This window comes from Kaistella sp. CFF1-2, assembly GCF_059509915.1.
The window spans coordinates 261,458-280,942 of the sequence record NZ_JCAKLF010000003.1; the positions used below are offsets into that span (position 1 = coordinate 261,458).

21 protein-coding genes are annotated in these 19,485 nt (G+C 35.3%); 9 read left to right on the forward strand and 12 right to left on the reverse strand.

The genetic code is table 11. The annotated features are described in order from the left end of the window. Positions 1–3 precede the first annotated feature (3 nt). The 3 genes from AC5XHR_RS10460 to AC5XHR_RS10470 are packed head-to-tail and all read right to left on the reverse strand — an operon-like array spanning position 4 to position 4,391. Complete coding sequence (locus AC5XHR_RS10460) at positions 4–3,027, reverse strand: AAA family ATPase (RefSeq protein ID WP_495950737.1); 3,024 nt, start codon at positions 3,025–3,027, stop codon at positions 4–6. Then, positions 3,028–4,233: a metallophosphoesterase family protein gene (locus tag AC5XHR_RS10465; protein ID WP_495950738.1), complete on the reverse strand. Its 1,206-nt coding sequence runs from the start codon at positions 4,231–4,233 to the stop codon at positions 3,028–3,030. It lies immediately after the preceding gene. Continuing rightward, positions 4,230–4,391 (reverse strand): hypothetical protein, encoded by a 162-nt coding sequence (locus AC5XHR_RS10470; RefSeq protein ID WP_495950739.1) that lies wholly within the window; start codon positions 4,389–4,391, stop codon positions 4,230–4,232. The genes AC5XHR_RS10465 and AC5XHR_RS10470 overlap by 4 nt, the downstream gene beginning before the upstream one ends. Positions 4,392–4,494: 103 nt before the next feature. On the opposite strand from AC5XHR_RS10470, the gene AC5XHR_RS10475 reads away from it, so the two are divergent. Both AC5XHR_RS10475 and AC5XHR_RS10480 read left to right on the forward strand, forming a co-directional pair. Continuing rightward, entirely contained in the window at positions 4,495–4,734 is a 240-nt protein-coding gene (locus AC5XHR_RS10475; RefSeq protein ID WP_495950740.1) for a VF530 family protein, read from the forward strand. 10 nt (positions 4,735–4,744) lie between these two features. After that, entirely contained in the window at positions 4,745–5,698 is a 954-nt protein-coding gene (locus AC5XHR_RS10480) for a helix-turn-helix transcriptional regulator (protein WP_495950741.1), read from the forward strand. A 40-nt stretch (positions 5,699–5,738) separates the two neighbouring features. Here the strand turns inward: AC5XHR_RS10480 and AC5XHR_RS10485 are convergent, their stop codons facing one another. Continuing rightward, positions 5,739–6,038 (reverse strand): hypothetical protein, encoded by a 300-nt coding sequence (locus AC5XHR_RS10485; protein WP_495950742.1) that lies wholly within the window; start codon positions 6,036–6,038, stop codon positions 5,739–5,741. Between the two features lie 75 nt (positions 6,039–6,113). After that, positions 6,114–6,590, reverse strand: a complete 477-nt coding sequence (locus tag AC5XHR_RS10490; protein ID WP_495950743.1) for a DinB family protein — start codon at positions 6,588–6,590, stop codon at positions 6,114–6,116. A gap of 314 nt (positions 6,591–6,904) precedes the next feature. Here AC5XHR_RS10490 and AC5XHR_RS10495 point away from each other — a divergent pair, with 314 nt between their 5' ends. The 3 genes from AC5XHR_RS10495 to AC5XHR_RS10505 all read left to right on the forward strand — a co-directional run bounded on the left by AC5XHR_RS10495 (position 6,905) and on the right by AC5XHR_RS10505 (position 8,155). After that, on the forward strand, positions 6,905–7,507 hold the full coding sequence (locus AC5XHR_RS10495) for a hypothetical protein (RefSeq protein ID WP_495950744.1): 603 nt from the start codon (positions 6,905–6,907) through the stop codon (positions 7,505–7,507). A gap of 64 nt (positions 7,508–7,571) precedes the next feature. Beyond that, complete coding sequence (locus tag AC5XHR_RS10500) at positions 7,572–7,901, forward strand: hypothetical protein (RefSeq protein ID WP_495950745.1); 330 nt, start codon at positions 7,572–7,574, stop codon at positions 7,899–7,901. Continuing rightward, complete coding sequence (locus tag AC5XHR_RS10505; protein WP_495950746.1) at positions 7,901–8,155, forward strand: hypothetical protein; 255 nt, start codon at positions 7,901–7,903, stop codon at positions 8,153–8,155. The genes AC5XHR_RS10500 and AC5XHR_RS10505 overlap by 1 nt, the downstream gene beginning before the upstream one ends. Before the next feature lie 158 nt (positions 8,156–8,313). Here the strand turns inward: AC5XHR_RS10505 and AC5XHR_RS10510 are convergent, their stop codons facing one another. From AC5XHR_RS10510 to AC5XHR_RS10535, 6 genes are all read right to left on the reverse strand, one after another. After that, complete coding sequence (locus AC5XHR_RS10510; RefSeq protein ID WP_495950747.1) at positions 8,314–10,821, reverse strand: multicopper oxidase domain-containing protein; 2,508 nt, start codon at positions 10,819–10,821, stop codon at positions 8,314–8,316. 23 nt (positions 10,822–10,844) lie between these two features. Next, positions 10,845–11,321 (reverse strand): DUF3347 domain-containing protein, encoded by a 477-nt coding sequence (locus tag AC5XHR_RS10515; RefSeq protein ID WP_495950748.1) that lies wholly within the window; start codon positions 11,319–11,321, stop codon positions 10,845–10,847. Between the two features lie 175 nt (positions 11,322–11,496). Then, positions 11,497–11,874, reverse strand: a complete 378-nt coding sequence (locus AC5XHR_RS10520) for an HYC_CC_PP family protein (RefSeq protein ID WP_495950749.1) — start codon at positions 11,872–11,874, stop codon at positions 11,497–11,499. An 83-nt stretch (positions 11,875–11,957) separates the two neighbouring features. Beyond that, positions 11,958–12,335 (reverse strand): YchJ family protein, encoded by a 378-nt coding sequence (locus AC5XHR_RS10525; protein ID WP_495950750.1) that lies wholly within the window; start codon positions 12,333–12,335, stop codon positions 11,958–11,960. Between the two features lie 20 nt (positions 12,336–12,355). Beyond that, on the reverse strand, positions 12,356–12,727 hold the full coding sequence (locus AC5XHR_RS10530) for a DUF2255 family protein (protein ID WP_495950751.1): 372 nt from the start codon (positions 12,725–12,727) through the stop codon (positions 12,356–12,358). A 119-nt stretch (positions 12,728–12,846) separates the two neighbouring features. After that, on the reverse strand, positions 12,847–14,964 hold the full coding sequence (locus tag AC5XHR_RS10535) for a M3 family metallopeptidase (RefSeq protein ID WP_495950752.1): 2,118 nt from the start codon (positions 14,962–14,964) through the stop codon (positions 12,847–12,849). Positions 14,965–15,410: 446 nt separating this feature from the next. Here AC5XHR_RS10535 and AC5XHR_RS10540 point away from each other — a divergent pair, with 446 nt between their 5' ends. Beyond that, positions 15,411–15,860, forward strand: coding sequence for a copper resistance protein CopD (locus AC5XHR_RS10540; RefSeq protein WP_495950753.1), 450 nt, complete (start codon positions 15,411–15,413; stop codon positions 15,858–15,860). 50 nt (positions 15,861–15,910) lie between these two features. Here the strand turns inward: AC5XHR_RS10540 and AC5XHR_RS10545 are convergent, their stop codons facing one another. Then, entirely contained in the window at positions 15,911–17,668 is a 1,758-nt protein-coding gene (locus tag AC5XHR_RS10545) for an AMP-dependent synthetase/ligase (RefSeq protein ID WP_495950754.1), read from the reverse strand. A gap of 196 nt (positions 17,669–17,864) precedes the next feature. Between AC5XHR_RS10545 and AC5XHR_RS10550 the strand changes: the two genes are divergently transcribed. The 3 genes from AC5XHR_RS10550 to AC5XHR_RS10560 all read left to right on the forward strand — a co-directional run bounded on the left by AC5XHR_RS10550 (position 17,865) and on the right by AC5XHR_RS10560 (position 19,454). Further along, positions 17,865–18,395, forward strand: coding sequence for an SRPBCC family protein (locus AC5XHR_RS10550; protein WP_495950755.1), 531 nt, complete (start codon positions 17,865–17,867; stop codon positions 18,393–18,395). Between the two features lie 102 nt (positions 18,396–18,497). Then, positions 18,498–18,947 (forward strand): hypothetical protein, encoded by a 450-nt coding sequence (locus tag AC5XHR_RS10555; protein WP_495950756.1) that lies wholly within the window; start codon positions 18,498–18,500, stop codon positions 18,945–18,947. A gap of 3 nt (positions 18,948–18,950) precedes the next feature. Beyond that, complete coding sequence (locus AC5XHR_RS10560; RefSeq protein ID WP_495950757.1) at positions 18,951–19,454, forward strand: GNAT family N-acetyltransferase; 504 nt, start codon at positions 18,951–18,953, stop codon at positions 19,452–19,454. Positions 19,455–19,485: the final 31 nt, after the last annotated feature.

Here is a 19,485-nt window from a genome sequence, read left to right on the forward strand (position 1 = left end):
TGATTAATTTTGGTTTTGGATAAGACTTCCTTTTTCCTCATCTTTTACGATGCTTAAAGAGATAGGCATACGTTCTTTCAGTTCTTCGACGTGGGAAATAATACCGACGATTCGGTTTTCTTTTTGAAGATTCATTAAAGTTTCAAAAACGATGTTAACGGATTCTACGTCTTGCGTTCCGAAACCTTCATCAATAAAGAAGAAATTCTTTTCCGCTTTCGCATTGGACTGCACCGATTCTGCTAAAGCCAACGCCAAACTCAACGACACTTGAAAAGCTTGTCCGCCAGAAAGCGTTTTCACACTTCGACTACGACCTTCGTTGAGGAAATCGACAATTTCAAAATCGTTGTTATCATTCAAACGCAAACTCAATTGGTTGCGCGTCATTCGATGGAATCGTACATTGGCATGATCACATAATTGACGCAAATAAATGGAAGAAACATATTGCACAAAACCTGCTCCTTTAAAGAGATTGAACATCGTTTTAAGGTTTTCTGCACGTTTAGAAAGTGCTGCCTGCTCTTTCAATAAATCCTCTTTTTTCTTGAATTCTTGTTCCAAACGAGTGATTTCTGCAGCGATTTGGATCGCGAATTTATTGGATTCTGCAAGTTCAGATTCTTTGATTTTAAATTGATTTTCTGTTTCCAAAAACTGGTTTTCATCGAATGAAAAATCTTTTAGTTTTTCCTTCAATTCCGAAATGCTGTTTTTCAGAGTTTCGAATTGAATTTTAAAATTCTGAATTTCCTGTTGAATATTTTGCTCGTCTAAATTTTGATTCAAAATTTCTAAAACTGCATCTAGATCATTGAAATTCGATTTTCCTAAATTCTCATTCAATTGATTTTGAATTTTTTCTAATTGAGAATTCAAATCAGAAACTTGCTTTTGAAATTGTTCACGCTTCGTATTTTCAGCCGATAATTTGACTTGAATTTCTTGAATTTCAGAAATTAAATGATTCCAAACCGTTTCTGTATTTTGATTTTCTTGTTTTAAATTTTCAAGTTGCAATTGAACTTCAGCTTCCGTTTTTTCAGAATAATCGTTTGGATTTAATCCTTTTAAAAGTGCTTTGTTGCTTGCTATTTTGGTTTTGAATTCTAAATTTTCATTCGAAATCTCTTGAAAACGTTGATTCGCTTTATCTAGTTTTTTCCGAATGGAATCTAATTCGGTTCGGGAAGTTTCAAGTTCTTTTTCTTTTGTTTTTAGTTGATGCTCTTTGTTTTGGTTTTCTGCTTTTCGATTTTGAAAATCATCAAATTGATCTTTTGAAAAGTCTTTCCAAATGAAGGTTTTTTCTAAATCTGAAATTTGCTTTTCCAGCGTTTCAATCGAATTTTGAATTAGTTTTCCTTGCTGAGAAACCAAGTTTTTTTCTTGTGTTATTTTTTCCGCTTCCTTCGTTTTTTGTTCTAAACTTTCCAATTGTCCATTTAAAGCCAAAAGTTTTTCTTCTAAAACTTCTAAATCATTGCTCACATCTTCAAAAACTGCAATCGAAGGATGATGCTCCGAGCCGCATAACGGACAAGCTTTTCCTTCGTGTAATTCGGTAGAATAATGTGAAAGTTGTCGTGAAACTTCCAGCTTATTTTTCTGATTTTGGAGCTTTTCTTTTTCTGATTTTAGTTTTGCAATTTCTTCGGAAAGCTTTTTTGGTTCTATATTTTTTAGTTTTTCGTCGAGAATTTCAATCGATTTTTTGTTAGTTTCAAAGCTGGCTTTTTCCTTAGCTAAATTATCAGTTAAGTTTTTTTCTTTCGAAAACCACTCGCCAACTTCAATTATTGTTGCGGACGAAATTAAGTTCGATTTTAAGTTTAATATTTCGTGTTCTTGATTTTGAATTTTTATGGAAGTTTCTTCTTCTTTAGATTTAAATTCTTTTACAAACTTTTCACCTTCAATCGTGCTTTGTGCATTTTTTTCAAGTTTAAATTCATCGGATTTTACATGAAACAACAATTCTAAATCTTGCTCAAGAACTTTTTGTTTTGGGAGCGCATCAACTTTTGGTTGCAGTTCTTCTTTTGATTTTTGTAATCGATTCGAATTATCCGTCAACGATTTCCAATTTTCGTCCACCAATTTCAATTGCTCTTCCGTAGATTTTAAAAGATTTTGATTTCTTTTTTTTTCTTTTAAATCATCGTTAAATACTCGAAATGTCGATTGATAAAGCTTTAATTGATTCTCTTTTGCATCAATTTTTTCTTTATTTTTTTCTAATTGCGAAAAATCAGTTTCTTTTTTGGAAAGCAATTCGAAATCCGATTTCAGGTTTTTTAATTGTTGATAATGCGAATTGACTTTTTCAAATTCTAGTTTTAAGTTTTCCTGAGCTGTTTTCGCTTGAATTAAATTATCTTTTTGCGTAGCAATGTGTTCTTCCGAAATCGTTTCAAAACCCGAAAGTTTTCCTTCAAGTTGATCGAGTTCCGTTTGATTTTTCTTATTTAAACCTGAAACTTTATCCTGCAAATCAAATCGATACAGATTGAAAATTTCTTTCATCATATCGGTTCTTTCTTTCGCACCCAACTCCAAAAACTCCTTGAATTGCCCTTGGGGAATAATAATCGTCCGTTTGAAATTGGAATAATTTAAGCCAATAATTTCTTCTGCATTCACGTGATCCAAAGCTTCCCAAGTTTCATTTTTAAATTCATAAAACACTGCCGAAGCTGGCTTTACATTTTCAAAATTCTTAGAATTTCGTTTGTATTCTCGTGTTGCGCGGAACAACTTATTTTCGTGATTGATGAAATCAAATTCAATATACGAACGATTGGATTTTAAGTTCATCATGTTGTACGCACGTTTATCGCGCGAATTCAAACGCTCAGTTTCGCCATACAACGCAAAAGAAATTGCTTCTAAAATCGACGATTTCCCAGAACCAACCGCCCCGAAAATCCCAAACAATCCCGCTTCCGTAAGATTGGAAAAATCGATACTTTGACGTTCCTGATACGAATAAAGTCCTTCTATAATGAGTTTCTGTGGAATCATTTAAGCGTTTTTAATTTCTTGAAGAAGTTGCATTAATTCTTCATTCGGTTCTTGATTTGCGTTTTTCGATTTGAAATAATCGACGAAAAGTGGCTCTAAATCTTTTGTAAGATCAATTTCAGCGATTTCACCATTTTGATTTTCGATATTTTTCACCTTTGGAATCAAATAAATAATGCCGTCATGACTTTGAAAAATTCGTTTGCGGTCTCCCGCTTTTAAATACGAATCAGATTCGATGGTTAGTTCAATTAAAGTATTTGGATTTTCTGTCAGCCAAGTGATTGTCTCATCAACGTTATCGAAACTTTTTCTAACCAATTGCCGTCCAGATTTTAATTCAATTTTTTCAAAAGAAATGTTTTGGTTGGGCTTTGCATCAATAATGGAAACGTATTTGGTTTGGCCAGCCTCTGAAAAACTATAACAAAGTGGTGAAGAGCTGTAAATAACAGGTTTTTGTTCCGTTCCTATATTTCTGAATCCGTGCAAATGTCCCAAAGCCGTGTATTGAATTTGATTAGGAATCGCATCCGAATAGACCATATCCGCATTTCCGATTTTGATTGGTTTTTCACCTTCGGGTTCTTCCAAAAGTGCAGCACCACGCTTATTCATATATAAATGCGTAGTCAAAATATTAACGCCATTTTCATCACAGAATTCATCTGCAATTGTTTTCCAATGCTCAGCTAAAGTTTCGTTCAAGGCTTTTTCTTTTTCTTCACCGAAATACTGTTTCAACCGAACTTCATTGGCATAAGCGGTATGAATTAATCGAATTGGATACGCGAACTGAACTAATTTCAACTCTAAAAATCCTTCTTGAGAATTTATAATTTTGAAATTTTCTACCTCAAATTCTTGAATTTTTGCTTGCGGATGACCAATGAGAATAATGCCACATTCGCGAGCCAAAGGATCGGGCGCATCAATCAAACTAGGAGAATCGTGATTTCCTGCAATCGCAATTACGGGACGTTTTCCGTTGTTGGAAAGTCTCTTTAAGGTTTTATAAAAAAGTTCAGCCGCTTCAACACTTGGATTAAAATTATCAAACAAGTCGCCCGCTACGATTATCATGTCAACTTTTTGTTCATCAGCGATTTCGATGATTTCATTCATCACTGAAACTTGCTCCTCCAAGCGTGAAAATCGGTCTAGGCGTTTTCCTAAATGCCAATCGGCAGTGTGTAAAATTTTCATGATTCGCTATCTGGTTGTTGATTCTCCTTCTCAATAAAACTGGCTCTGATTTCTTTTAATCGAGCTTTTCGTTTTTCTTCGGCTTCTTGAGTTTTCCTCTTCTTTTGGTCGATTTTTTTCTTATTCGCTTTTCGGTTGGCATCCGTATTTCTGCTCATTTTTAAGCCTATTTAATGAAGCTAAGATAGTGAAGTTTGAGAGGAATTTAAAATGAAAAATTGCAAACTAAGCTTTTCGTTTTAGTATTTTTACAAAAAAAATATGGACCAAAATTCTAAAGATCCACTTCACGGGAAACGTTTGGACGCTATTTTAGAAGAACTTTTAGAGTACTACAAAGGCTATGGCGAATTGGGAAAACAAATTAACATCAAATGCTTTACGGGTGAGAATCCTAGTGTTTCGTCTTCGTTAAAGTTTCTTCGCAAAACACCATGGGCGCGCACCAAAGTGGAAAGTTTATATTTGTATGTTTTGAGACAGAAAAAGAAAAACTCTTAAATTCGTTTGCATGTCCGAACATTATCTAAAAAAAATAGACCGTGTAACCGCTATTCTTACGCAATTGCAGAGCAAACCTTTGGTTCGCGCTCAAGATTTGGCGCAGAAATTTGAAGTAAGTGTTCGGACGATTTATCGAGATATTAAAACTTTAGAAAGCGCTGGAATTCCGATTATTGGTGAAGCTGGAAGTGGCTATTCATTGATGGAAGGATATAAATTGCCGCCTGTGATGTTCACAAAAGAGGAAGTTTTAAGTTTTATCACAGCCGAAAAATTCATGCAAAAATTTTCTCACGAAAGTTTGGGAAGTCATTATCAAACGGCGATGGGTAAAGTAAAATCTGTTCTAAAATATTCGGATCGAAATATGATTCAACATATCGAAAGTCAGATTGATGTGTACAATTACAGCCATAAAGAGGAAGATGTTGTGAAGAATTCTATTCCGATTATTTTGGAAAGTATTTCTGAGAAAAAGCAACTGAAACTGAACTATCAAGCGGTTAACAACCAAGTGACAGAGCGAGTTGTAGAAGCTGTTGGGATATTTTTTGAATTCAATTTCTGGTATTTGATGGCGTTTTGTACACTTCGAAAAGATTTTCGACAATTCCGAATTGATAGAATGCAGAAAATCCAAAAGTTGGATGTTGATTTTCAAGCAGAATACGGAAGTATCGCCGATTACAAAAAGAATTCTCAACGAGAAAAAGTGGAGGTTCAAATTTTAGTTCAAGAAAAATTGAATGCTCACATCGTTAATTCCAAGAAATTTTATGGTTTAACCAAAGAAGAATTCACTGAAAACGGAATTTTAATGACCTTTGAAACGGAATGGATTGATGAAGGTTTTCCGCGTTGGTTGATTACTTTTGGTGATTCTATGGAAATCATATATCCTGAAGAATTGAAAATCAATTTTAAAAATTTGCTTTCGGATATTAAACAGAAGCATCTGTAAAAAGTTTCGGGCGCGGCGAAGCCGCCCCCGAAACCAAAAATCATCTGTTCGAACCTAAATTTTCTAAAACTGAAATCGTTGGAGGTTCTACCAAGCCTTTTTCATCTCTAGCTTTTTGAAATTCAAGAAAAATTGGAATTTTCAAAACCTCTTGCTGAATTTCCTCATTTTCATATTCTGAAATATGCGTAAACTTGTTCTCATAAGCCTCAAAGAGAACTTTGTAGTCAAAATTCAAATCCGTTCTTGACTTAAAATTCTCTAAAAATTTCTGAATATTCGCTTTATTTTCAGCCACAAATTCGGGCTTTACTTTATAGCTTACAATTACATTAATCATTTCGATTTTTTTTGTGAAATTAATAAATAAGCTCAAAATCTTGGTTCTTGATTCTCGGTTCTTTTATCTGATAGTCTAACGCTCCCAGAAAAACGGAGGCTCAATTCCCAAAGCTCGTAAATACACATAACCTTGCCCTCTGTGATGAATTTCATTATCCACGAAATACAAAATATTTTCATAAACAGGAAACTCGAATTGCCCGAACAAATTAAAAGTTTCAGCAAAACGCTCCTCAGGAATTTGATTATAATAATCGTTTATTAATACCGTTTCCTCATCCCAACGATCCAGAAGTTCTTGCTTCGTTTTGGGTTGAAAAGCTTCTTCATTATAAGCATCCATACTTTTCTCCAAAATCCCTTTCAAAGCGGGACTTCCGATGGAAATCATTTCTAGTGCCATTCTTCCGAACGGTCTCATTCCGCCGATCGAAAATTCGAACAAATCCTTTTCTGGAAATGCCTCAATCACCCTTCTGGTCAAGTTTCTGTGTCCTTGCCAATGTTTCAAAAGTTGTTCTTTAGAAAGAACTTGCGCTGTTGCTGTCATGTTTTTTTTGTTTTAGGATTAATTTCTACTCCAAAATTACGAGGCAGTTGTGACAACAGTTTGTCAGTAGCAAAAACAAATTCTATTTTTCTTTTTTGGGTGTGTCCGCTTGCCGTTTTGGCGCTCGCTTCGCTCGCGCTCCTTGGCTTGCGGTCGGTCTGCGCCTGCAATCTTTTACCTCCACTTCGTGTCGGCAAAAGGATTTCCGGCTCCGCCCTCACACGGAATTTCGGCTCTTAAAGAAATAGTCAACATAAAAACAAAATTTGTAACAAATTCAAAATCAATAACAACTAATAGTGTAAAATCAGATTATGAAAAAGATATTGTATATAAGTTGCGCTTTTTTCTTGTTTTCTTGTTCAGAAAATTCAAACAGAAATTCAAAAGCAAACAATCCAACCAATGTAATCGAGGAAGCGGAATCCTCGGCGTCTTCAAGCTTAAGCAAAAGCGGAAGCCGTTATGGTGGAAATTTGGTTGACGAGATATTTGGAGCATTATTGGATAAAAATGAAAACCTTAAAAAATTGGATGAGAAAATCCTAAACCTTCAAAAAGAATCCACAAAAATAATTTCTGAAAATGAAAAAGTGATTTCAAAATCTGCAAATTATTATGCAGATGCCAAATCAAAAACGGAAAGCATTTCTGATTCTTTAACCAAGAAAAGCGCTTTAGAAATGATAAAACAAAGCTCAGATCGATTCGATTTAAAAACGCAAAAACTCCGTGAGTTAATAGGTCAAGCCAAATTGAACAGTCAAAAAATAGATGATACATACACCATTTTTAAAATCAAAAAGACCATTCCCGAAATCGAAAAATATCAAAATGACAATCCTATCGAACTGAATAATCTCAACAACTACATCAACAGACAATCGCAACTCCTTTCTGAACTCAAAAAAATATAGAATCGTCACTAAACTTTTCTTGGCAAGTTAATTGTTGAATGTAGATTTCAAAATTTTAAAAAGAATGAAAAAATATATCGCAATCGCATCTGTTTTGGCTTTAACATTGACTTCATGTAATAAAGTTGAAGAAAAAATTAATGAAAGTATCGACCAAGCTACCGAAAAGGTCAAGCAAAAAGCCCAAGAACAAGTGAAAGAAACGATGGATAAAGCCGTGAACGAAACAATAAATTCGGTTACCAATTCGCAAGACGTAAGTTTTCAAGAGGTTTTTCCTAGTGCAAAAATGGATATTGTTTCCGAGTTTAAAGGCAAGAAAATGAAATTCCCGAACGGAAGTCCAGCTTATTTTTTAAATACAAAGCCGACAAAGCTGAATTATTACAATTAATGGCGGCTCAACCAACAACCGACGAAACAAAATCGGATACGGAAGCAAAGAAAATTGATGGTCAAAAGTTCATCGACCAATTAAGCTTCTTTGAGAAATTTATTCCTGAAGGTATTTTGGATACCAATTTTTTAAGTGAAATAAAAACGGATAAGTCTTTAGAATTCTACAGAATAAAGCGTTTTCCAAATAAATCAACCATTATTGTTAATCCAAAAACAAACGTGATTTATCAGTTTGTGGAAGTTAATTAAGATAAATTTTTATCGGATAAACAGATTCGGCGGCGCCTTTGGCGCCGCCGAATCTGTTTATTTGGTGATAATGCAAAAACTAGGTTTCGCGCGGCGGCGAAGCCGCCGCTGGAACTCAAAAACTTTAAACCTTCAACCCAAAACTCTACAACTAGAATTTAATACGTCAACATCAAACCAGCTCCCCAACCCATTTTCGAATCATAATTTCCAGAAATAGAAAGCCATTTTTTAACGATATAGTTGAGTCCAGCATCAAATTCCTTGTCAGAATTTACAGAAACACTTCCTCGAAGTCTTCTCGAAAGCGGAATATCTTCTCTACTAAATTCCAAAACAGCTTTTCCGTTGTGATCAATACTTGCATCAGCTGTAATTAAAAATGGCAAAACGTACTGAATACCAACGATGAAAACGTTATTATTTTTCGGAGCTACATTTTGTCCGAACCACGTTTTCTTAGGGTTCATCAACATTCCGTGATGATCCATTTCAAAATGTCTATTCTGAGTTCGGAATCCCACATACGGCAACGCCCATTGGAATTTTCCTAAATAACGACCCACTTTTACATTGGCTTCATAGTGATCCAACTTCCAATTCGAATGGAATTCATTAATATTTGCCCAATGTGGACCAAACATTGTCATTGTTTCCGCATGAATTCGATTACTCGAAACGTCCAACATCGCCATCGAACTCATCATCGAATTATCTCGTTTAAAATCTTTCCAAGCTTCCTTTTTATCAGGTAATTGAGGATTCGGAGCCGAGTTCTCATAAGAGAAAATCCGTCCCATTCCCGCCATCATGTGATACAAAATATGGCAATGAAAAAACCAGTCGCCATCTTGGTTTGCCGCAAATTCTATCGTGTTGGTTTCCATCGGCATAATGTCCATTACGTTTTTCAGTGGCGAGTATTCACCTTCAGAATTGATTAATCTAAAATCGTGGCCATGCAAATGCATCGGGTGGCGCATCATGGAGTTGTTATACATTTTGATACGCAGAACTTCTCCCTTTTTAACCAAAATTTTATCCGTTTCCAAAACCGTTTTGTTATCCAAAGTCCACAAATAATGGGACATATTTCCTTCTAAAGTGAAATTTAGTTCCTTAATATTATCTGATGGAAGTTCCGTAATTTCGGGCGCCGAAAGCATGTTGTATGACAAACGTTTGATTTCAGGCTTGTCATCCATCTTCATTTCAGAATGATTAGAATGATCCATTTCTTCATGTTTTGATGGCTCTTCTTTTGTTTTAACACCCATCATTTCGTTCATGTGCTTCGCCGAAGCTTTTCGTTGAGCTTCCGAAAGTTCAGGATACATCACTTCATTCATATCCATCATTTGGTTGCCCATTTCCATGTTCATCGGCTTCATATCACCACTCATTTTCATCATGCCGTTCATCATTTTCATACCTTCAAAAAGCATTAAACGAGGAAGGTTGGGTGCTTCTACTTTTTCACCCGAACCTAACCACAACGAAGCATGACCAGATCGATCTTCCGCCGTTGCGCGGAATTCAAAACTCTTATTTTCAGGAATGGTAACTTCAATATCGTAGGTTTCAGAAACGCCGACGATTAGACGATCAACGACAACGGGATTGACTTCATTTCCGTCATTTCCGACGACTGTAATTTTTCCGCCGCCATAATTCAACCAAAAATAGGTGGACGAACCGCCATTGGCTACCCTCAATCGAACTTTATCACCCGCTTTAAGATTGGAATAAGCCGAAGTTGGTTGCCCATTAATTAAGAATTTTTCGTAATAAACGTCACTTACATCCATCGCTTCCATGCGTTTCCACTCGTTGAGCAATTTGACTCTGAAACTTTTCGCTTTTATGGCTTCCCAATAGGATTGCACGGCATTTTTCTTGACCGCATACCAATCTGTATTTCCCATGTGAAGACGACGCATGATGTTTTTTGGATTTTCATCACTCCATTCGCCCAAAAGAACTGGGATTTCTGCAGAATAATTTTGACTGGATTCTTGACCTTCACGCTTTTTGAAAATCAAAATTCCATTCATTCCAATTTGTTCTTGTACACCTTGATGTGAGTGATACCAATAAGTCCCGTTTTGTGAAATCTTGAATTTATACAAATGCGTTTCACCCGGCATTACTGGCTTCGTCGTCAAATACGGAACGCCATCTTGTTCATTTGGCAAAATGACGCCATGCCAATGGAAACCCGTTTTTTCTTTCATTTGATTATGAAGATAAATTTCCGCTGTATCGCCTTCTGTGAAGTATAAAGTTGGTGCTTGCAATTTTCCGTTAACGGCAATCGCACGACGTTCTTTTCCTGTGAAATTCACGATCGTGTCTTTTACATACAAATCATATCGAACGGTCTTTCCACCAAACGAAACCTTTCCGTTTTCGGAATTTCGTTTTAGTTTGCCATCACTATCGGAATCGTCATGATGTTTGTTTTCAGATTTTGGAACTTTCACCAACTCGAGTTCCATTCCACACTTTGGACATTTTCCAGGTTTGTCGGAAACCACTTCTGGATGCATCGGACAAACGTATTTTCCTTGCTGCGTTGTAGTGGTTTTGGTCTCTGTATGTTGATGATTTTGCGAAAATCCGAATGCAAAAAACGATACTAAAATTACAATTAGTAGCTTTTTCATTTTTACTAAATAAAAGTTGAAAACTAGTTTTTAATCTCAGATTTTACGCTTCCGCAGGACAACATTTTGCTTCCGTAATATGGATTTACGATTTTGTTTTCATTGCTCAACCAGCTCCCTTCAGCCATCGGACAATATTGAACGTAAACGCTTTTATCCGAAAGTTTGAACTTCTTCGCAATTTCAATCATGTTATCCGAAAGATTGTAAAAAGATTCTCTTTGCTTTTGAATGCTTCTTGCTTCTGCAATCGCTGTAGCGTCTTTTCTTAAAGAAGTGATATTACCTTCAGAAATCAGTTTTAAATCGATGGTTCCTGCTGTTTTAATGAAATTTAAAGCTGCTTTTGAAGTTTCGTCCGATTTGTCAGAAGCCAACGCATCTTTGATTTCAATATATTGATTGTAAAGTTTCGTAATGTTCGCATTACTGGTCTTTTGAGCAGAAATAGAAATGATTGCGAATATAGAAAGTGCGAATGTTAGAATGTATTTTTTCATTGTAATTGATTTTTAGATTCTAGAACAAAGAGCCAAGAATCAAGATTTTGTTTGAATTTAGATATTAGATGTCAGATTACAGACACTAGATTTTAGATTTCTCGTTAGGTTTAAAAATTGAACAGTAGTTAAATTATAAGCTAACAACTATCAACCAAAAACCGTCAACCAAATTCTAAATTCGGAAATTACAATGTTGAATAAATATAGGAACAGACCACGATTCGGGTGGTGCATTGATTTTAATTGATGGAAATTTTGAATCCGAATAAGAAATATCCGGAAACTTAAAATGATGGGTAAAAACTTCTGCAAACGAAGAAACAAAACTTAATTGTAAAAGTTCAGATTTTTTGGAAGTATCAGTTTTTAAAACTTTGAACTCGGTTTTACAACAATCGTTTTTAGATTTTGTTCCGCATTTTCCACAAGATTCATCGGAGGATTGTCCGATCGAAGAAAGTTCATCCATACAATAATGAATACTAATTGCCGCTCCAGAAGACATTCCGAAGTAGAAAAAAGTAAGCAGTATGATGAGGAACTTTTTCATTTACCGTACAAAAGTAAATTGATTTGTTAGCGTTTTGTTATATTATTATGGATAAATATAGCAAAACTTTGAAAACTCATATTTTACTCAACGAAATCCCCCGAAACATAATACCAACGACCTTTTATCAGTTGAAAGTATGAAAATTCATGATGAACTTGAGGTTTACTATCTTGGTCTGTGTAATAGGCTTTGAACTCGACTTGATTAAGTGCTGGAGTTCTGATGATTTCTAGTTTTGTCCAAGTATTTATTTCGCCCCATTCTTGCAATTCGGCTTTATCATGGAATTTTCTTTTGGATGGAAGTGTCGTTTCCCAAAGATAATCAGCATTTGGAATTGCAAAAGCAGAAAAACGCGAACGTATCAAAGCTTCGGCTGTTGGTGGAGTTTTATCACCTTTGTGGAAAGGTTGGCAGCATTCTTCGTAGGTTTTTCCGGAGCAACAAGGACAAGTCATTTTTGTTGAGAGTTTATAGTTTAAGATTGTTGAATGATAAATTCCATCGTTTTTTCGACGTGGTTTTGTTCTGTAATTCCTTTGGCGTAATAAGAATTGTCACCAGAATCGTATTTATCCAGATAAGCTTGACTAATTTTTTCGTTTAAAGCATCTAAATCATTTGGGATTTCGGCTTTTATTTTAAAAACTTGGTCACCACATTTTATTTCGCCATTAGAATCATTTAGAAAAGTGTTGTACCAACTTCTTTTTGCAAATCCCCAAGAGCGTGCAAAAATTCGATTGTTAACGGTTACCATCCATATTTCAAGAAAAGTTTCGCGGTCTTTTCCTCCTTTTATTCCGGTAAGGTTGTGCGAATTGATGTAATTAATTGCTTCGTTTTGCATTGTTAAGTTTTGTAAGAATCGTCACTTCGAGTAGCGAAGCGTATCGAGAAGCCAGTATTTTAATAACTTCTCGATACGATTCTTTCAAAATCTACTCGAAGTGACGGCTAATTTTAGATTTACCCAAAAGCTCTTTTCAAAAGACTTTCTACTTTTGGCTCGCTGCCACGGAAGTCTTTGTACAATTCCACTGGGTCTTTGGTTCCGCCAGATGATAATAGAACTTTGTATTTTGCTGCTGTTTCAGGATTGAAAATTCCAGTTTCTTTGAAATATGCGAAAGCATCTGCGTCCAAAACTTCTGCCCATTTATACGAATAATATCCCGCCGAATATCCACCTTGGAAAATATGCGAAAAAGTCGGACTCATCGCCGTTTCTGGATTTACAGGATATAAAGAGGTTTTCGAAGTTTGAGCGTCTTCAAAAGATTTTACGTCATTTACATCTTCAGGATGCGTGTGATATGCCATATCTAACAAACCAAAACCTAATTGACGAAGCGTTTGGTAACCTTCCATAAAGTTTTTGGATTGTTCGATTTTTTCAATTTTATCGTTGGGTAAAACTTCACCTGTTTTGTAATGTTTTGCAAAGGTTTTTAGGAATTCTGGTTCGTAGCAGAAGTTTTCCAAAAACTGAGATGGTAATTCTACAAAATCCCATTTTACAGAGGTTCCCGAAAGATTTGGATATTGCGTATTGGCTAACATTCCGTGAATTGCGTGTCCAAATTCATGGAAAAGTGTGGTCACTTCTTGGAAAGTCAACAAACTTGGCGTGTCTTTCGTCGGTTTGCTGAAATTACAAACGATGGAAATATGCGGACGAGAATTTTCGCCATCTTTCGTGAATTGATTTTTATAACTCGTCATCCATGCGCCGGCACGTTTGCCTTTTCGTGGGAAATAGTCGGTATACAGAATAGCTTTAAGCTGTCGGTTGTCGGTTGCTGGTTGTTGGTCGCTGAGCGGAGTCGAAGCGCTATTGTCAACCTCGTACACTTCATAAGTTTTAACATCCGCATGATATTTTTGGATGTTGTTGATTTCTTTAAATTCCAATCCGAAAAGTTGATGTGCTAGTCCAAAAACGGCGTCCTGAACTTGATTTAAAGGGAAATAAGGTTTTAATTCTTCATCATTGAAATCATATTTTGCTTTGCGTAATTTTTCAGCGTAGAAAGAATGATCATAACCTTGCATATCTTCGATTCCGTCGGCTTTTGCTAAAGCTTTTAATTCTTCGATTTCTTTTTCGGCGTAAGGTTTTGCTTTGGTAAGAAGCTCATTTAAGAAATCTAAAACTTTAGTTGGAGATTTTGCCATTCGCTCTTCCAGAACGTAATCTGCATAGTTTTTATATCCTAACAGTTCTGCTTTTTGTTGTTTTAACGAAATGATTTCTTTGATAAGATTTTGATTGTCAAATTCACCACCATCAAAGGATTTTTTACCATTTGCTAAAGCCAATTCTTTTCTCAACTCACGATTTTCTGCATAGGTCATGAAAGGAACATAACTTGGATACTGCAATGTCACAACATAACCTTCTAAATTGCGTTCTTTGGCTTCTTCAGCGTATTGCTCCAAAATTGCATCGGGAATTCCTGCCAAATCTTCTTTGTTGGAGATATGCTTGAAATACGCATTGGTTGCCGCAAGCGCATTTTGTCCGAATTGAAGTGACTTCACCGATAAATCCATATTGATTTGCTTCAACTTTTCTTTATCCGAATCGTTGAGTAAAGCGCCGCTTCTTACAAAGCCTTTGTAGGTTTCATCCAAAAGCATTTGTTGCTCTTCGTTGAGATTGTATTTTGATTTTTCATCTGAAGAATTTTGATTTTCTTTTTGGTCAGATGGATTTCGTAAACTCATTTCATCATACACTTTTTTAATTCTATTGAAAAGCGCTTCGTTCTGCGATATTTTAGAAGAATATTCTGTTAAAAGTGGTGAAACTTCTTGCGCAATTTGTTGAAGTTCGTCGCTGGTTTCTGCAGAATTTAGGTTGAAAAAAATATTCGAAACCACATCCAATTTCTCACCTGAATAAGCTAAAGCTTCGATTGTATTTGAGAAAGTTGCATCTTCTGGATTGTTGATAATTTCATCAATTTCTTTCTCCGATTCTGAAATTAATTCTTTGAAAGCAGGAAGATAATCTTCGTTTTTGATGTTTTCAAAAGGTGGTGTATGATAAGGCGTATTGAAGTTTTGAGTAAGTATGTTCATAAAATTTGTATTAATGTATTGTGTACAAAGTACAATGTATTTACTGTTTATTGTTTAATGTTTAAAGTTTCCTTCGTCGCTTCGAGTAAAATTCTGAAAGAATTTTGTATCGAGAAGTTTTTATTGCGACTTCTCGATACGCTTCGCTACTCGAAATGACGGAATGTTTTTTATCTTAAATCTAATGTTTCAAGTTTTAAATCTGATATTTTGAATCTCGGTTCTTATATATATATATCTCAAAGATAAAGCCAAATCTTGAAATTGTGACAAAATTGCGTCCCGGATGGAACGGCATGTTGGAGCTCTTTTGTCAAGGTGGCTGAGCGGAGCCGAAGCTACATTGCAAAAAGCGACTAGTGACAGCCGGAAAAGACGCCATGAAAATTGTCAGTTATAATGTGTAGGAAGTGAAAGAATGTTAAATTTGAATTAAAATATCAAGAATGTCGCACCATTTACTTTTAATATTTCACTTGTTAGGCGCATGCATTTGGGTGGGTGGACATTTGATTCTGTCCATCGGAATTTTGCCCGAAGTTTTGAAGAAAAAAGATCCCGAAATTCTCCTCAATTTTGAACGGAAATATGAGGAAATCGGAATTCCAGCTTTGCTTGTTATGGTGATTACGGGCGTTTGGATGTCGTATCAATTCGGGATTAAATGGGATGATTGGTTTCATTTTTCCAATCCTTTGGAAACGGCGATTTCCATAAAATTGGGTTTTCTTCTCGTAACCATTTTGTTTGCGTTGAGTGCTAACTTTCTTGTTTTACCCAAACTTTCTGCTAAAACAATTCCATTGATGGCCTTTCATGTGATTTCAGTGACTATTTTAGGCGTTGGTTTTTTGTTGGTGGGGAGTTTTATTCGGTATGGTGGAATTTCTTTTTAATGATAAATTTAAGAAATCAAAAAGCGAAATCAATTAGATTTCGCTTCATTTTATCTGTTGTAAAGCTTTTCATAAAGCTTCCGGAACTTCTCTTTGATAATTTTTCTTTTGAGTTTTAAAGTCGGCGTTAATAGTCCGTTTTGTTCGCTCCAAACCTCAGGCGTGAGTTCGATAGTTTTTATTTGCTCCCAATGTCCTAAGTTTTTGTTGACGTGCTCAATCTCCGCTAGAATGGCTTTTTTTAGTTCGGGGTTATTAGCAATTTCTTCCTCGCTAGAACCAAGATTGACGTTATTTTTCGATGCCCATTCTTTAGCATAAGAAAAATCAGGTTGAATAAGTGCTGCTGGCATTTTTTCGCCTTCACCAACCACCATAATTTGCTCAATAAATTGCGATGCTCTAGCCAAATTTTCAATCATTTGTGGAGAAACGTATTTTCCACCCGATGTTTTGAACATTTCTTTCTTACGATCGGTGATGAAAAGGAAATTATCCGAGTCCAAATGTCCAATATCACCGGTTTTGAAATAACCATCTTCCGTAAATGCTTCCTTCGTCATTTCTGGATTTTTATAATATCCTTGAGTGACAATTGGACCTTTTACGGTGATTTCGCCATCTTCTTGAATTTTTACATCAACATTTGGGATTGGGCGACCAACAGAGCCAATTTTCATGTGTTCAAAACTATTCACTGCAATGACCGGCGATGTTTCGGTTAATCCATAACCTTCCAAAATTGGAATTCCTGCTGCTTGAAACATGATATTGAGTTTCTGACTCAAAGCCGCTGACCCGGAAACTAAGGTGATAATATTTCCGCCCAAACCCGCTCTCCATTTCGAGAAAACCAATTTGTCAGCTACTTCGTGAAGTAAGGATTTTGGTGCTCCTAACTTATAGCTTTCTGCAATTTTTAGTGACCAAAGGAAAATTTTTGCTTTGAAACCACCTCCAGAAGTTCCTTTTTGATAAATTTTGTCGTATACTTTTTCTACTATTCTCGGAACAACGGTTAGATATTCTGGTTGTACTTCGAGAAGATTTTCACTTAGTTTATCCGTGTTTTCAGCAAAATATATGGAGATTCCACTCATCGTGAAAATGTACAAAATCATTCTTTCGTAAACGTGGCAAAGCGGAAGAAAACTTAAGGCTTTATTTTCAGGTTTTTTACTCGGAACAATATCATAGCATCCAATCACGTCGGAAATGATGTTTTTATGCGTCAGCATCACACCTTTAGGTGTTCCTGTCGTTCCGGAAGTGTAAATAATAGAAACCAATTCGTCTTCGGAAATACTATCTTTCAAGGCATCAACTTCGGGTTGATTATCTTCGCTTTCACCCATTTCTAGAAGTGTTTTCCAGTTTTTGGCTCCGCTTACTTGATCAAATGTGAAAATATCTTGAAGTTGAGGAAGGTTCTTTTGGATAGAATGAATTTTAATAAACAGTTTTTCATCCGAAACAAAACAAACTTTCGTATCCGAATTATTCAAATTATAAACACAATCCATATCCGAAATCGAAGGGTAAATTGGAACCGTTACCAAACCAATTTGCAGAGCTGCGTGGTCAAAAAAGCACCATTCTACTCGATTATTGGTTGATATTAAACCAATTTTATCTCCCTTTTTTAATCCATATTTCAATAAAGCTCTTGAAAGCTGATTGATGGTTTTCAAGTATTCTTCTGTAGAAATACCCACCCATTCGCCATTTCGTTTGTCACTTACATAAACTTCTTTATTGTATTTTTTATGGGAATAGTAGGGGATATCAAATATTCTTTTTACGTCCATCGGGATGATTTTAGTTACGATTTTTAATGATGTACAAATATAAAAAAATGTGCTCGGATGGGATTCTGAATATTTTTCTCAAAAACACCATTTTCAATGCTCAATTGTAAGCAAAAGTTGGTAATGTTTGAAACGAAATCGAGTGTAATTAGTATTTAGTAAATAGTATATATTTGTACAACTAAAAAACGAAACTATGAAAAGAGCATTACGTCTTATCCTTTTATTTTTGGTGGGAATTGTCTTGGTTTTGGCTATTGTGATGTTTGCAATTGGTAAGCAATATCATTTTGAAAAAACAATTACAATTAATGCAACCCCTGAGAAAATTTACGAGAAAATTAGTTCTACAAAAGGAATCAATGAATGGAATCCTTGGATGGATCTTGACCCGAATTTGAAATTAAGCTATCAAGGAACTCAAGGCCAAATAGGTGACCAATATTGTTGGGTAGGGAACGAAAATGTCGGCGAAGGTTGCCAGAAAATTCTGGAATTGGTACCTAACGAAAGACAAAAAACAGAAATGACGTTTAAAAAACCTTTTGAAAGCACAGCGACTTCGGAAGTTTTGTTGAAACCAAAAGGAAATCAAACGGAAGTAACGTGGACTTTAGATTGTGATTTGGATTACCCAATGAACTTAATGAGTATCATGATGGATAGCCAAATGGACGATTCCTACGGAAAAGGTCTAAACAAACTGAAAGAGATTTCAGAAAAATAAAATAAATCGAATCAAAAAAAGCCTTTCATAATTTGGAAGGCTTTTTTTGTTTCGTGATGCTTTAAAATTGGCATTAATTGAACTTTTTACTATTTTTATTTTATGAATCACCGAGTTGTTGATAAAAAAGATTTGCGAAACTACGTTCTCCAATTAATTTCAGATAAAATTGAAAAATTGGAAAACTTCATCGAATTTACCGTTGAAGCGAGTCGAGATATCAAAAAAACACCCAAATACGATAGCATACGAGAAGAAGCGCAAGAAGAAATTTATCAGTTACAGAAGCAGTTGGCAGGTTTTTATGAGATGCAAAAATCCATGACAAAAGTATTGAATAAGGAATTTGATAAAATTAATTTAGGTTCTTTGGTGATCACGAACAAAGCCCGATTTTATATTTCGGTTTCTTTGGGTGAATTTTTCTTTGAAGGTGATCGTTTTTATGCGATTTCGCAAGAAAGTCCCATTGCTCAAAAAATGCTTGGCTTGCGAGTTGGCGACGAATTTATTCTGAATAAAATTCATCAAAAAATTGAAGAGATTGTTTAATTTATGAAGTCGGTTTTTCAAACCCAGCGCTTTTTTCTGAGAGAAATACACGAAAATGATGCAGAATCGTTTTATCAACTAAATTCCAATCCTAACGTTTTGAAATTTACAGGAGATCAACCTTTTTTGAATGTGGAAGAAGCGCGTTTGTTTTTGCAAAACTATCAAGAATATCAAAAATTTGGTTTTGGAAGATGGGCGATTATTTCGAAAGAAACTCTAGAATTTGTCGGTTGGTGTGGTTTGAAATTTCATCCAGAAACCAAGGAAGTAGATGTCGGTTTTCGAATTTTTGAAGAATTTTGGAATCAAGGGATCGCGACTGAAACGGCTAAAGCTAGTGTTGACTATGGTTTTAATTCATTGAATTTAAACGAAATCATTGGTCGTGCAATGAAAGATAATCATGCTTCTATAATGGTTTTGAAGAAATGCGGTCTCGTATTTTCAAAAGAAATTGAACTGGATGGTAGACCTGCCGTTCAGTATGTAATCACTAAAAAATAATTGGGAAATACCCGATTTCAATTTGTATTTT